General features: G+C 61.9%; 15 protein-coding genes. 2 read left to right on the top strand and 13 right to left on the bottom strand.

Annotated elements, in window-relative coordinates; all coding sequences use genetic code 11:
• Position 1: 1 nt before the first annotated feature.
• Positions 2-463 carry a type II secretion system major pseudopilin GspG gene (gspG, locus tag ACE3PH_RS01770; RefSeq protein WP_374315880.1) on the bottom strand — a complete coding sequence of 154 codons (462 nt, stop codon included), beginning with the start codon at positions 461-463 and terminating at the stop codon, positions 2-4.
• Positions 464-641: 178 nt separating this feature from the next.
• Here gspG and ACE3PH_RS01765 point away from each other — a divergent pair, with 178 nt between their 5' ends.
• Positions 642-1,259, top strand: a complete 618-nt coding sequence (locus ACE3PH_RS01765) for a hypothetical protein (RefSeq protein ID WP_374315878.1) — start codon at positions 642-644, stop codon at positions 1,257-1,259.
• Positions 1,260-1,269: 10 nt separating this feature from the next.
• On the opposite strand, the gene ilvA is transcribed toward ACE3PH_RS01765, so the two are convergent.
• From ilvA to ACE3PH_RS01715, 10 genes are all read right to left on the bottom strand, one after another.
• On the bottom strand, positions 1,270-2,880 hold the full coding sequence (ilvA, locus tag ACE3PH_RS01760) for a threonine ammonia-lyase, biosynthetic (protein WP_374315876.1): 1,611 nt from the start codon (positions 2,878-2,880) through the stop codon (positions 1,270-1,272).
• A gap of 137 nt (positions 2,881-3,017) precedes the next feature.
• Positions 3,018-3,434 carry a F0F1 ATP synthase subunit epsilon gene (locus ACE3PH_RS01755; RefSeq protein ID WP_374315874.1) on the bottom strand — a complete coding sequence of 139 codons (417 nt, stop codon included), beginning with the start codon at positions 3,432-3,434 and terminating at the stop codon, positions 3,018-3,020.
• A gap of 62 nt (positions 3,435-3,496) precedes the next feature.
• Positions 3,497-4,909 carry a F0F1 ATP synthase subunit beta gene (gene atpD / locus ACE3PH_RS01750; protein WP_374315872.1) on the bottom strand — a complete coding sequence of 471 codons (1,413 nt, stop codon included), beginning with the start codon at positions 4,907-4,909 and terminating at the stop codon, positions 3,497-3,499.
• 31 nt (positions 4,910-4,940) lie between these two features.
• A complete protein-coding gene (gene atpG, locus ACE3PH_RS01745) occupies positions 4,941-5,807 on the bottom strand; it encodes a F0F1 ATP synthase subunit gamma (protein ID WP_374315870.1) in 867 nt (288 codons plus the stop codon).
• Positions 5,808-5,818: 11 nt separating this feature from the next.
• Positions 5,819-7,372: a F0F1 ATP synthase subunit alpha gene (gene atpA / locus ACE3PH_RS01740; RefSeq protein WP_374315868.1), complete on the bottom strand. Its 1,554-nt coding sequence runs from the start codon at positions 7,370-7,372 to the stop codon at positions 5,819-5,821.
• 130 nt (positions 7,373-7,502) lie between these two features.
• On the bottom strand, positions 7,503-8,036 hold the full coding sequence (locus tag ACE3PH_RS01735) for a F0F1 ATP synthase subunit delta (RefSeq protein ID WP_374315866.1): 534 nt from the start codon (positions 8,034-8,036) through the stop codon (positions 7,503-7,505).
• 2 nt (positions 8,037-8,038) lie between these two features.
• Positions 8,039-8,509 (bottom strand): F0F1 ATP synthase subunit B, encoded by a 471-nt coding sequence (locus ACE3PH_RS01730; protein WP_374315864.1) that lies wholly within the window; start codon positions 8,507-8,509, stop codon positions 8,039-8,041.
• An 83-nt stretch (positions 8,510-8,592) separates the two neighbouring features.
• Complete coding sequence (gene atpE, locus ACE3PH_RS01725; RefSeq protein WP_374316225.1) at positions 8,593-8,832, bottom strand: F0F1 ATP synthase subunit C; 240 nt, start codon at positions 8,830-8,832, stop codon at positions 8,593-8,595.
• 74 nt (positions 8,833-8,906) lie between these two features.
• Positions 8,907-9,806, bottom strand: coding sequence for a F0F1 ATP synthase subunit A (gene atpB / locus ACE3PH_RS01720; RefSeq protein WP_374315862.1), 900 nt, complete (start codon positions 9,804-9,806; stop codon positions 8,907-8,909).
• 20 nt (positions 9,807-9,826) lie between these two features.
• The gene (locus ACE3PH_RS01715) at positions 9,827-10,312 is read right to left on the bottom strand and encodes an ATP synthase subunit I (protein ID WP_374315860.1); all 486 of its coding nucleotides are present in this window, start codon (positions 10,310-10,312) and stop codon (positions 9,827-9,829) included.
• A gap of 258 nt (positions 10,313-10,570) precedes the next feature.
• On the opposite strand from ACE3PH_RS01715, the gene hemE reads away from it, so the two are divergent.
• A complete protein-coding gene (gene hemE / locus ACE3PH_RS01710) occupies positions 10,571-11,689 on the top strand; it encodes a uroporphyrinogen decarboxylase (protein WP_374315858.1) in 1,119 nt (372 codons plus the stop codon).
• Between the two features lie 21 nt (positions 11,690-11,710).
• Here the strand turns inward: hemE and ACE3PH_RS01705 are convergent, their stop codons facing one another.
• Both ACE3PH_RS01705 and ACE3PH_RS01700 read right to left on the bottom strand, forming a co-directional pair.
• Positions 11,711-12,574, bottom strand: coding sequence for a DMT family transporter (locus tag ACE3PH_RS01705; RefSeq protein ID WP_374315856.1), 864 nt, complete (start codon positions 12,572-12,574; stop codon positions 11,711-11,713).
• Positions 12,574-13,614, bottom strand: a complete 1,041-nt coding sequence (locus tag ACE3PH_RS01700; protein ID WP_374315853.1) for a septal ring lytic transglycosylase RlpA family protein — start codon at positions 13,612-13,614, stop codon at positions 12,574-12,576. Before ACE3PH_RS01700 ends, ACE3PH_RS01705 begins: the two co-directional genes overlap by 1 nt.
• Positions 13,615-13,649: the final 35 nt, after the last annotated feature.

Here is a 13,649-nt window from a genome sequence, read left to right as displayed (position 1 = left end):
CTTACTGCCAGGAGCCGATATCGGCGTCCTTGCCCTCGCCACCCGACTGACCGTCTGCCCCGAAGCTGAACACGTCGATCGGCCCCTTGACGCCCGGGTTCACATATTGGTAGGGGTGACCCCATGGGTCATTGGGCAGCTTCTCCAGGTACTGCTTCCAGTTGGGCGGAATCGAACCCGTCGTTGGCCGGATCACCAGGGCCTGCAACCCTTGCTCTGCAGACGGGTAGGTCTGGTTGTCCAGGCGATACAGCTTGAGCGCCTGCATCAGGTTGTTCACATCGGTCCGCGCGGTCGTGACACGCGCGTCGTCTGCCCGGTCGAGCACATTGGGAACGATCAGGGCCGCCAGCAGGCCAATGATGACCAGTACGACCATCAGTTCGATGAGGGTGAACCCCCGCGCCGCAGCACGTCCAAAAGGGGTCCATGCCGACTTGATTCCTTGCTGCAACACCTTCATTTTCTGATCCATATCGTGACAGTGGGTCTGGGAGCCTGACCTGGGTGGTTTGGTTCCCTCGGGCACCGGAGTGGCGAGCATGCCTGAGACCAACAGGAATGACATGCGGGATCTACCCGAGCCCCGCTGACTGTTTCTGACATCTTCCAGCCAGCAAAGCGCATGATAATGGCCCATCATGACAGCTCGTGTCTCCGCCTTCATCATCTGGGCCGCCGTGGCGGCCAGTATCGCCTATTGGGGCCTGCGCTGGCTTGCGCCAGCCACGGGCGTGCCTGCTCAGGCCGTCACGGTCAGCGCCGGAGCCGGTACCCATGGTGACATCCGCAGGCTGCTGGTCGCCTCAGCTGACGGCAGCAACCGCCCGCCTGACGCAGGCTCTGCCTCGGCACTCGCCGGCCGGATCAGGCTGCTGGGTGTCGTGGCACTGCACGACGGCAGTCGGGCTGGCGGGCTGGCCCTGCTGTCGGTTGACGGGAAACCGCCTCGCGCTGTCGGCATTGGCCACGCCATTGACGGTGATCTGATTCTGCAAAAGGTCAGCCAGCGGCAAATTGAAGTCGGTCCAGCAGGCAGCCCGGCCGCTGTGCGGCTTGACCTGCCCGCTTTGCCCATGCCCGCCACCGGAACGGTTGCACCGGCACCGGGGCTGAGCACCTCCGCCAACCTGCATCCACCACAGCAGCCAGCGGTGCCCCAGGGTGGGAGCAACAGCAACGAACCCCGCATGGCGCCCCCCGGTGGCCCTGGAGCCGAAAACGGGGCGCTCAGCAGCGTCCCGCAGGAATACCGCTGAGCACAGCCGTTCAGCGCAGGAACAGCCGGTAAGCCGGGTTACGGCTTTCGTCAACGTAGATACAGCCTAGTCCGTCGAGCACTTTCTTGATGGACTTCACTTCTGCCTTGGGCACTTGCAACCCCACCAGGATGCGGCCATAGTCGGCCCCCTGGTTGCGGTAGTGGAAAAGGCTGATGTTCCAGCCCGGCGGCAGGCCCGTCAGGAAGGACATCAGCGCCCCGGGTCGCTCGGGGAAAATGAAGCTGTAGAGACGCTCGCCTTCTGCCAGCGAGGACCGCCCACCCACCATGTGCCGCAGGTGCGTCTTGGCCAGTTCGTCCTGCGTCAGGTCGACGGTGGCAAAGCCCTGCTTCACGAACTGGGCCGCCATCTTGCGAGACTCGCCCTTCTCCTTGGTGCTCATGCCAACGAAGACATGGGCCTGCTTTTCGTCCGAGATGCGGTAATTGAACTCGGTGACACTGCGAGAACCGATCATCTCGCAGAAACGCTTGAAAGAGCCTCGTTCTTCCGGGATGGTCACAGCCAGCAAGGCTTCGCGCTCTTCACCCACTTCCGCCCGCTCCGCGACAAACCGCAGGCGGTCGAAGTTCATGTTCGCGCCGCAGTTGATGGCCACATAGGTCTTGCCTTGACCACCATGGCGCTCGGCATACTGCTTGATCGCAGCCACGCCCATGGCACCAGCGGGCTCCACAATCGAACGGGTGTCCTGGTAGATGTCCTTGATGGCAGCGCACACGGCATCGGTGTTGACGATCACGAAGTCATCCACCACCTGGCGCGCGAGTCTCAGCGTCTCTTCGCCAACCAGTTTCACGGCGGTCCCATCAGAGAACAGGCCGACGTCCGACAAGGTCACGCGCTTGCCCGCCTTCACCGACCGCACCATGGCGTCGGAGTCGTTCATCTGCACACCAATCACCTTGATCTCCGGGCGCACTGCCTTGATGTAGGCAGCCACCCCGCTGATCAATCCACCACCGCCGATGGCCACAAAGACAGCGTCGATCGGACCCGAGTGCTGGCGCAAGATTTCCATGGCGACCGTCCCCTGCCCCGCGATGACCTCCGGGTCATCAAACGGGTGCACGAAGGTCATGCCTTTTTTCTTCTCCAGCTCACGCGCGTGGAAAGCTGCATCGGTGTAGCTCTCGCCGTGCAGCACGATCTGGACGTTGTCGCCGCCGAAGGCGCGCACGGCATCGATCTTCACCTGCGGGGTCGTGGTCGGCATCACAATCGTGGCCTGACAGCCCAATCGACGGGCGCCCAGGGCCACACCTTGTGCATGGTTGCCGGCAGACGCGCAGATCACACCCTTGGCCATGTGTGCCTTGCTGAGCTTGGCCATCTTGTTGTAGGCGCCACGCAGCTTGAAGCTGAACACCGGCTGCTGGTCTTCGCGCTTCAGCAGCACCTTGTGGCCCAGCCGGCGCGACAGATTGCGCGCCTCGTCCAGAGACGTCTCGACTGCCACGTCGTACACGCGGCTGGTCAGAATCTTTTGCAGGTAGTCCTGAATGGTGAGGTGGCGTACGCGGGGCTTGGCAGGACTGGTGGTGGTCTTCTTGGTGGGGCGACGCTTTGCGCTCGCCTCGGTACGCACGGTGGACATCGAAACGACTCCGGTATCGGAATGGGAAAGGAGCTTCACAGTCTACTCTTGCGCAGCCCCAATGAAAAAGCCCACGGGGCTAACCGTGGGCTTGACTGGCTTGGGCAGCACACCTTGCGGTGCACCACCACGGCAGATCACTTCTTGCGCAGACGGCGGATGGCAGCCAGTTGGGCGACCATCGTGACCAGTTCGCTCTGGGCACGAGCCAGGTCCAGTTCGCCCTTGGCGTTCTGAACGGCCTCTTCAGCCAGACGCTTGGCTTCCTGAGCCTTGGCCTCGTCCAGGTCCTTGCCGCGGATGGCGGTGTCGGCCAGAACGGTCACGCATTGCGGTTGCACTTCCAGGATGCCGCCGGCCACGAAGACGAATTCTTCTTCGTTGTTGTCGGCACGCTGAATGCGCACGGCGCCCGGCTTGATGCGGGTGATCAGCGGAGCGTGCTTCGGCAGAATGCCGAGCTCGCCCACTTCACCAGGCAGGGACACCAGCGTGGCTTCGCCCGAAAAGATGTTCTCTTCGGCCGAGACAACGTCAACGTGAATGGTGGACATGGTGCTCTCTCAGTGAGAGCGACAGACCTGGCGCCGGAACGGTCCGGCGCCCTGTATGCCGCTTAGTTGAGGCTCTTGGCCTTCTCGAAGGCCTCGTCGATGGTACCAACCATGTAGAAGGCTTGCTCGGGCAGGCTGTCGCACTCGCCGTTCACAATCATCTTGAAGCCACGGATGGTTTCCTTCAGAGGCACATACTTGCCAGGCGAGCCAGTGAACACTTCGGCCACGTGGAAAGGCTGCGACAGGAAACGCTGGATCTTACGAGCGCGTGCCACGGTGAGCTTGTCTTCCGGAGCCAGTTCGTCCATACCCAGAATGGCGATGATGTCGCGCAGTTCCTTGTAGCGCTGCAGCGTGCCTTGCACGGCGCGGGCCACGGAGTAGTGCTCTTCACCAACCACGTGCGGGTCCAGCTGACGCGAGGTCGAGTCCAGCGGGTCCACAGCGGGGTAGATACCCAGCGAAGCGATGTCACGAGACAGCACGACGGTGGAGTCCAAGTGGGCGAAGGTGGTGGCAGGCGACGGGTCAGTCAAGTCATCGGCTGGCACGTACACGGCCTGGATCGAGGTGATCGAGCCGACCTTGGTCGACGTGATGCGCTCTTGCAGACGGCCCATTTCTTCAGCCAGGGTCGGTTGGTAACCCACAGCGGAAGGCATACGACCCAGCAGAGCGGACACTTCGGTACCAGCCAGGGTGTAGCGGTAGATGTTGTCCACGAAGAACAGCACGTCCTTGCCCTCGTCGCGGAACGACTCGGCCATCGTCAGACCGGTCAGGGCCACGCGCAGACGGTTGCCCGGCGGCTCGTTCATCTGACCGTAAACCATCGCAACCTTGGACTCGCCCAGGTTGTCTTGCTTCACCACGCCAGCGTCCGACATTTCATGATAGAAGTCGTTACCTTCACGGGTACGCTCGCCCACACCAGCGAACACCGACAGACCCGAGTGAGCCTTGGCGATGTTGTTGATGAGTTCCATCATGTTCACGGTCTTGCCCACACCGGCGCCACCGAACAGACCCACCTTACCGCCCTTGGCGAACGGGCAGACCAAGTCGATCACCTTGATGCCGGTTTCCAGCAGCTCGGTCGAGGGAGACAGTTCGTCGTAAGCGGGAGCCTTGCGGTGGATCGACGCGGTTTTCGTCAGGTCCACAGGGCCACGTTCGTCGATGGGGTTGCCCAGCACGTCCATGATGCGGCCCAGGGTAGCGGGGCCGACCGGCACGGTGATGGGGTTGCCGGTGTTGCTCACGACCATGCCGCGGCGCAGACCGTCAGAAGAACCCAGCGCGATGGTACGGACCACGCCGTCGCCCAGAAGCTGTTGAACTTCCAGGGTCAGCGTCGAGCCATCCATCTTCAGGGCGTCGTACACCTTGGGCATCTGGTCGCGGGGGAATTCCACGTCCACCACGGCGCCGATACACTGAACGATCTTGCCCACTGCTTGAGTGTTCGCCATTTTTCGTTCCTTCAATCAATAAAATCTTGCGTCAAACCGCAGCCGCACCGGCAACGATTTCAGACAGTTCCTTCGTGATACCAGCCTGACGGGTCTTGTTGTAGACCAGCTTCAGCTCGTTGATCACGTTGCCAGCGTTGTCGGTTGCGGCCTTCATGGCCACCATGCGCGCCGATTGTTCGGACGCCATGTTCTCGGCCACGGCCTGATACACGAGTGCCTCGACATAGCGAACCAGCAGTTCATCGATCACGGCCACGGGGCCGGGTTCGTAGATGTAATCCCACTGGTAGCTCTGTTCGCCTTGCATGCTGTCAGCCTTGAGGGGCAACAGCTGCTCGACCATCGGCTCCTGCTTCATCGTGTTGATGAAGCGCGTGTAGCACAGATAGACCGCTTCGAGTTCACCCGCAGCATAAGCGTCGAGCACCACCTTGACCGGACCGATCAGCTTCTCGAGGTGAGGCGTGTCACCCAACTGGGTGGCATGCGACACCACTTTGGCGCCGATACGGTTGACAAAGCCGAAACCCTTGTTGCCGATGGCGACGACTTCAGCCGTCTTGCCAGCAGCATCGATTTCACGCAGCTTGGCCGTCACGTTACGCAGAACGTTCGTGTTCAGGCCGCCGCACAGGCCCTTGTCCGTGGTCACCACGATCACACCCACCTTCTTGGCGCCCGTATTGGCCACCATGAAGGGATGGATGTACTCAGGATTGGCCTTGGCCAGGTTGGCAGCGATGTTGCGCACCTTGTCTGCGTAAGGACGGGCCGCACGCATGCGGTCCTGCGCCTTGCGCATCTTAGAAGCCGCGACCATTTCCATGGCCTTGGTGATCTTCTTGGTGTTCTCTACGCTCTTGATCTTGCCGCGTATTTCCTTGCCTGCCGCCATGGCGTGCTCCTTTAAGCGAAGGTCTTCTTGAACGCGCCGATGGCCGATTGCAGTTCGGCTTCAGCGTCCTTGTCCAAGGCCTTCGTTTGTTCGAGCTTGCTCAGCAGGGCAGCGTGGCTGGTCTTGAGGAACTGGTGCAGACCGGCTTCGAAAGCCAGGATCTTCTTCACTTCCACGTCGTCCATGTAGCCCTTGTTCACTGCGAACAGGGTCGCGCCCATCAGAGAAACCGGCAGCGGTGCGTACTGAGCCTGCTTGAGCAGTTCGGTCACGCGGGCACCACGGTCCAGCTGCTTGCGGGTTGCATCGTCCAGATCGGAGGCGAACTGCGCGAACGCAGCCAGTTCACGGTACTGAGCCAGGTCGGTACGGATACCGCCGGACAGGCCCTTGACCAGCTTGGTCTGAGCGGCACCACCCACGCGAGACACCGAGATACCGGCGTTGATGGCGGGACGAATACCGGCGTTGAACAGGCTGGTTTCCAGGAAGATCTGACCGTCGGTGATGGAGATCACGTTGGTCGGAACGAAAGCGGACACGTCGCCTGCTTGCGTTTCAATGATAGGCAGGGCGGTCAGCGAACCGGTCTTGCCCTTCACTTCGCCGTTGGTGAAAGCTTCGACGTAGTCGGCGTTCACGCGAGCGGCACGCTCCAGCAGACGGGAGTGGATGTAGAACACGTCGCCAGGGAAAGCTTCGCGGCCGGGAGGACGGCGCAGCAGCAGCGACACTTGACGATAGGCCACAGCTTGCTTGGACAGGTCGTCATACACGATCAGGGCGTCTTGGCCACGATCGCGGAAGTATTCACCCATGGCGCAGCCAGAGTAGGCCGACACGAACTGCATGGCAGCCGAGTCAGAGGCCGAGGCAGCCACCACGATGGTGTATTCCATGGCGCCAGCTTGTTCCAGAGCGCGCACGACGTTCTTGATCGACGATGCCTTCTGACCGATGGCAACGTAGATACAGGTCACGCCTTGACCCTTCTGGTTGATGATGGCGTCGATGGCGACAGCGGTCTTGCCGGTCTGACGGTCACCGATGATCAGCTCGCGCTGGCCACGGCCGATAGGCACCATCGAGTCGATGGACTTGATACCGGTTTGCAGCGGTTGCGACACGGATTCACGGGCGATCACACCAGGGGCGATCTTCTCGATGGGAGAAGACAGCTTGGCGTTGATCGGGCCCTTGCCGTCGATCGGCTGACCCAGGGCGTTCACCACGCGGCCAACCAGTTCGGGGCCGACGGGCACTTCCAGAATGCGGCCCGTGCACTTGACGGTGTCGCCTTCAGAGATGTGTTCGTACTCGCCCAGAATCACGGCGCCGACGGAGTCACGCTCGAGGTTCAGTGCCATACCGTAGGTGGGGACACCTGCGGCGTTGGCGGGGAATTCCAACATTTCGCCTTGCATCGCGTCGGACAAGCCGTGCACGCGAACGATACCGTCGGTCACGGAGATGACGGTACCTTGGTTGCGAATGTCGGCAGCCGCGCCGAGACCCTCGATGCGGCTCTTGATCAGTTCGGAAATTTCTGCGGGATTCAGTTGCATTGCTTTGCTCCCAGTCTGGTCAAGGGCTGCGCGAAGGCACACCTCGTTGACAACGACCGGCGGCTGGAGGCCACCGGCACGGTTTGAGCGACTGTTAGGTTGCGTCGATAGGCTTTACCGTTGACGAGACTCAAGCCATCAGGCTCGACTTCATGCGTTCGAGGCGGGCTTTGACAGAAGTGTCGAGCACTTCATCACCCACCACGACGCGCACACCGCCGATCAGAGAAGGATCGAGTTCGACCGTGACTTCCAGCTTGCGACCGAAACGCTTTTCCAGCGGACCGATGATGTCAGCCTGTTGGGCAGCATCGATCGGATAGGGGCTGAACACATGCGCTTGGGCCACACCCTGGCGAGCCTGGATCAGGGCCTGGAACTGCTCGACCATGGCTGGCAGAGCGACCAGGCGACCGTTTTCCAGAACGGTACGCAGCAGATTGGCCAGGGCCGGCGCCAGCGTGACGTTGGCAGCAGCCACGATCACGTCGAACACCTGGCTCTCGGTAACCTTCGGGTTGTCGGCCAGCGACTTGATTTGCGGATCGGCAGCCACGGCACCCAGGGCCTTCATCTGGTCAACCCAGACTTGGGACTCGGCAGCCGGCGCGGCTTTGAACAGCGCTTCAGCGTAAGGACGGGCGATGGTGGCGAGCTCAGCCATGATCAAAGCTCCGTCTTCAGTCGGCTCAGCAGGTCAGCATGGACCTGAGCGTTGACTTCACGGTGCAGGATCTGCTCGGCACCCTTCACGGCCAGCGCAGCGACCTGCTCGCGCAGGGCTTCACGGGCCTGGATGACCAGCTGATCCGCTTCGGCCTTGGCGTCAGCCAGGATCTTGGCGGCTTCGGTGCTGGCACGAGCCTTGGCGTCTTCAACCAGGGTGCTACCACGCTTTTCAGCATCAGACAGACGCTTCGCGATCTCTTCACGAGACTGCGACAGCTCCTGCTGCATGCGCTGTTCAGCGGAGGCTTGGTCAGCCTTGGCCTTGTCGGCCGCAGCCAGACCCGCACGGACTTTCTCGGCACGATCGTCCAGGGCCTTCATCATCGGCGGCCAGACGAACTTAGCCATCAAGCCCGCGAAGATGAAGAACGCGGCCAGCTGCGCAAGGAATGTTGCGGTTAAGTTCACAGCTTGGACCTTTCTTGATACTCAGACAAACAACTCACACTCGCCTGTTCGCACAAAGCGTAGGCAAGAGGGGGTTGATTGAATTACTTCAGGAAGGTCGAAGTGGCGAACCAGAGCGAAACACCGGTACCGATAATGAAAGCGGCGTCGATCAGACCAGCCAGCAGGAACATCTTGGGTTGCAGACCGTCCATCAGTTCAGGCTGACGGGCGCAGGCGTCCAGAAACTTGCCGCCCATCAGAGCGATACCGATACAGGCGCCCAGGGCACCCAGACCGATGATCAGACCACAAGCCAGAGCAACGCTACCAAACACTTCCATCATGCACTCCTAAAAGGTGAGATTAAAAAGAAAACAAACAGAAAGAAAACGACTTCAGAAAACCGCTACCAGCATCAGTGCGCGTCGTGCGCCTGACCGATGTACACCAGCGTCAACATCATGAAGATGAATGCTTGCAGAGGGATGACCAGCACGTGGAACAAGGTCCAGGCCAGCCCCAGCACCACGTGAACGCCCCACAGCACGGCGGTGAAGCCCGTCGCAGCGTAGGCGCCACCCAGCATGGCGATCAGCATGAAGATCAGTTCGCCAGCGAACATGTTGCCGAACAACCGCATGCCGTGCGAAATGGTCTTGGCAGCAAACTCGATCATCTGCATCGAGAAGTTGATGATGCCCATGACCACAGCCAGCAGCGGGTTCTTGCTGGAACCGAAAGGTGCCGACACGAGTTCGTGCGCCCAGCCACCCACACCCTTGATCTTCAGGTTGTAGTACAGACACAGGAGCAACACGCCCACCGACAGGCCCATGGTGATGGACAGATCACCTGTGGCCACCGGACGCATGTAAGCGTGGTGAGCATCGTGACCCATGGAGCCGTAGATCAAGGCCCAGGCGTTGGGGATCAGATCCAGCGGCAGGAAGTCAACGGCGTTCATCAGGAAGACCCAGATGAAGACAGTCAGGGCAACCGGTGCAACAAAACGCAGGGACGCCTCGTTGTGCACCAGGGACTTGGCCTGGGTGCCAACCATTTCAAACAGAATTTCGATGGCTGCCTGGGTGCGGCTGGGCACACCCGACGTGGCCTTGCGCGTCACGGACCACAGGAACACCAGACCCACCAAACCCATGAACAAGGCCCAGAAGACCGAGTCATAGTGGATGACCGAGAAATCAACGATGCCGGAGTGCATCTTGTTCCCGAAACTGGTCAGGTGGTGATTGATGTACTCACCCGCGGTTGGCGCGTGATGAGCCACTTCGGTGGCGGCTTGTGCTTCAGACATCGGCAAACTCATCAATTCAACTAGATCTTTTTCGTGGCCCTGCCCAAGAGCAGCGCCACACCAAATACTTTCAGGCACAACACCAGCGACACCAGCAAGGCGGGCCAGCTCAAGGGCTTGATCCACACCGGTGCCAGTGCCAGCATCGCGCCAGCCAGGCTCATCTTGAGGAATTCCCAGAAGACAAGCCCAAATACACTGCGCCCTGCCCGACTACCCAGCACCCCACGCGCCATCAGGGCATTGGGCACAATCGCCACCGCACCGCCATACAGCGCAGACACAGCAGCAGTCAGGCTGCCGGACACACCACCCCAGACCAGCGCGACAAGCACCCCACACACCACCTGCGCCAGAAAAAGGCGCGCAATGGGAACTGCAGGTTGCCGGGCGATCAAGGCTTGCGCCTCTTCACGCGTCAGCGGCTGAACGGGCGGGTCTTCGTCATGCCACCAATCGGAATCATCAAATGCCGCCGCGTCGCGCACTTGCTGACCTCGGGGCATCGAACTCTGAGGTGGCTGCATCGTGACTCGCTTGGTGGCATTCGAACCACGGCCCCCGCCCAAACTGGAGTGGAGGCCGTACCCGCTGGTGCAAAACGCCGACCCTGGCGCCGGCAAAGCCTCGAGATTATACGCGGTTACCCGCACTGAGGCCAAGCCCCCCATGTCAAATGTCAAAGCAAGGGCATCTGAATTGGGTTGCAATGCGGATCCCCCGCCGACTGCAGCAACGCCCAGGACCTGCCTACAATCTTCTACATGACTAGCCAAACGACCGCCATCTCGCCAGCACTGCCCCCGCTGGCCAACGACCGATTCCTGCGCGCCTGCCTGCGCCTGCCCACTGACACCACACCCGTGTGGCTGATGCGACAGGCTGGCCGCTACCTGCCTGAATACCGCGCCACACGTGAAAAGGCTGGCAGCTTCATGGGGTTGGCCACCAATCCGCAACTGGCCTGCGAGGTGACCCTGCAACCGCTCGACCGATATGCGCTGGATGCGGCCATTTTGTTCAGCGACATCCTGACGGTGCCCGATGCGATGAACCTGGGGCTGAGCTTCGCCACAGGCGAAGGCCCGAAATTCGCCCACCCGGTGCGGGACGAAGCAGCCGTTGCCAAGCTGGCAGTGCCGGACATGGCCAAGTTGGACTATGTGTTCGATGCCGTTCGGACCATCCGCAGTGCACTCACGGAATCAGATGGCCGAGGCCGCGTGCCACTGATCGGCTTCTCGGGCAGCCCCTGGACTCTGGCTTGCTACATGGTCGAAGGCGGCGGCTCGGACGACTACCGCCTGGTCAAGTCCATGTTGTACCAGCGCCCCGACTTGATGCACCGCATCCTGGAAGTGAATGCCGACTCGGTCGCGCTGTACCTGAACACGCAGATCGAAGCCGGCGCGCAGGCCGTGATGGTGTTCGACTCCTGGGGCGGCGTGCTGGCAGACGGGGCCTTCCAGACTTTCAGCCTGGCCTACACCCGCCGCGTGCTGAGCCAACTCAAGAAAGAGCACAACGGTTACCGCATCCCGCATATCGTGTTCACGAAGGGTGGCGGCCTGTGGATCGACGAGATTGCCGACACCGGCTGCGACGTGGTCGGCCTGGACTGGACGATGAACCTCGGCAAGGCACGCGCCCTCGTCGGGGACCGCGTTGCGCTGCAAGGCAACCTGGACCCGACCGTCCTGTTTGCACAGCCCGAACAGATTCAGGCAGAGGCGATCCGCACCCTGGACAGCTTTGGCCAGCACACGGCGCAGTCAGGCCACGTGTTCAACCTGGGTCACGGCATCAGCCAGTTCACCCCGCCGGAAAGCGTCTCGGTACTGATCGATACCGTGCACGAACACGGCCGCAAGCTGCGCAGCTGAACCTGTCGCGCCATGAGGGCGTCACGCGCCCTCGGGCTCCTCTCGGGCTGCCAGCAAGGCAGCCAGAAGGATGAGACCACCGCCCATCCAGATGGCCGGCGTCAGCACCTCGCCGGCCAGCCACACGGCAGAGCCCGAAGCAAAAACAATTTCGGTGAGCATGACCACCGAGCTGATGTGCACAGGCACCCGGGCCGCGCCATACTGCAGCGCCAGGTTGGCACCAAACACGGCCAGCCCCAGCGCCAGCGCACCGATCACCCATCGCACGTCCCACGCCGGCCAAGGCGTGATCACGCCCATGTGCGACAAGGTCCAGGCCAGCCCGCCCGGCAGCAGCATGCCACCGATGAACATGGCCAGCGCCCGAGCTGAAGCCTCTCGCTTCGCCTGTTTGCGCAACAGCACGTTGTTGAGCGCGAAGCCAAAGCCTCCGCACAGGGCCAGCACATCCGGCAACCCTTCGATGGTCGGCCAGGGTGCACCAGCCGGCTTCAGCACCAGCAAGGCACCCGCCAGGGCCAGCCCCACCCGAACGATGGCGGAGCGCGTGATGGGTTCATGCAACACCAGGCGCGCCAGGATCACGGCCCAGATCGGCATGAGATAGAACAGCAGCACGACACGCACCACCTCGCCCACGCTGACAGCCCAGTTGAAGGCCGCGTTGGTGCCGCCAGCTGCCAGCGCCAGCGCCCACAGCCCCGGCGTGCGCCACACAATGAGCCATGCGCGCGGGTTCCACCACGACACCAGCACGGTGCCCAGGCAAAAGAAGATGGTGGTGGCCCACAAGGGGTGCAGGCCCCAGTTCTGAAGATGGCGCAGAGGCCACCACGACAGCCCCCAGACCATCGCATTGCAGATCAAACCCAAATACGGCATCAACGGCGCTCGATCACGGAAGGCTGAATGGACAGATGTTGGCGCACCATGTGCGCAGCATGTTGAGCGTCTTCGCGACGGGCATAGGGCCCGATCTGAAGACGGAAGACCGCGGCCTCCTTGAAGACCGCCAGCATGGGCGCCAGTCCAGTGAGCTCATCATGCACACGTCGCTGGAGCTCTTCGACACCCTCGCGCCGGGTCAGGGCGGCCAGTTGAACATAAAAACCCCGGGCCGCCTGGGTATAGGCGCGCGCCGACGGCTCGTCGCGAACGGCCACGGGCGCCGGCACGGGGGCATTGCCCACAACGGGCCGGGTACTGGCCTGCGCAACCAGGCTGTCCAGCGGGTCATCCGCCAGCAAAGGCGGCGGCTTCTCGGCCTCGGCGGTCATGGTGACAGCGGGTTGCGTGCGTCGCCATGCGCCACTGCGGATTTCATCGAACGTCAAACGCTGCAACTCGACCTGGGCACTGCCCACGGAAGTGATGCCCAGCTTCAACGCAGCTGCATAGCTCAGGTCCAGCACACGGTCTGAATGGAAAGGCCCGCGGTCGTTGACCCGCACAATGACTTCTTTGCCATTGGCCAGATTGCGCACCCTGACGTAACTGGGGATGGGCAAGGTGGGGTGTGCCGCTGTCAGGCCATAAAGGCTGTAGAGCTCGCCACTGGACGTCTTCTTGCCGTGGAACTTGGTGCCATACCAGGAAGCCTTGCCCTGCTGCTTCCAAGCCACATCGGATGCCATGGGCGAGTAGGACTGACCCAGTACCGAATAAGGCTTGTTCGGCCCGCCAGCGATGATGGGCTCCACCTTGGGCTCAGGGTCAGGCTGGTTGATGAGGTCTGCCGGCACGACCGCCGGCGGACCATCGCGGTCCGTGCGCGTCACGGTCGGCACCGTGGTGCCGGACTTGCTGCCACCGCCCCCTGGCCCGGCAGCACAGCCGCCCAGCACCAGCAAGACCAGTACGCACAGAGCCAGGCCTGTGCGTTGCCGGATATGGCGCAAAGAGGGTTGGGCGAGATGTCGCATGGCCCGCACCATACACGAGGTCGAGGCCTGACGCG

It is taken from the genome of Aquabacterium sp., assembly GCF_041909175.1.
Taxonomy (GTDB): domain Bacteria; phylum Pseudomonadota; class Gammaproteobacteria; order Burkholderiales; family Burkholderiaceae_C; genus Aquabacterium.
This window is presented reverse-complemented; position numbering and strand designations above follow the sequence as displayed.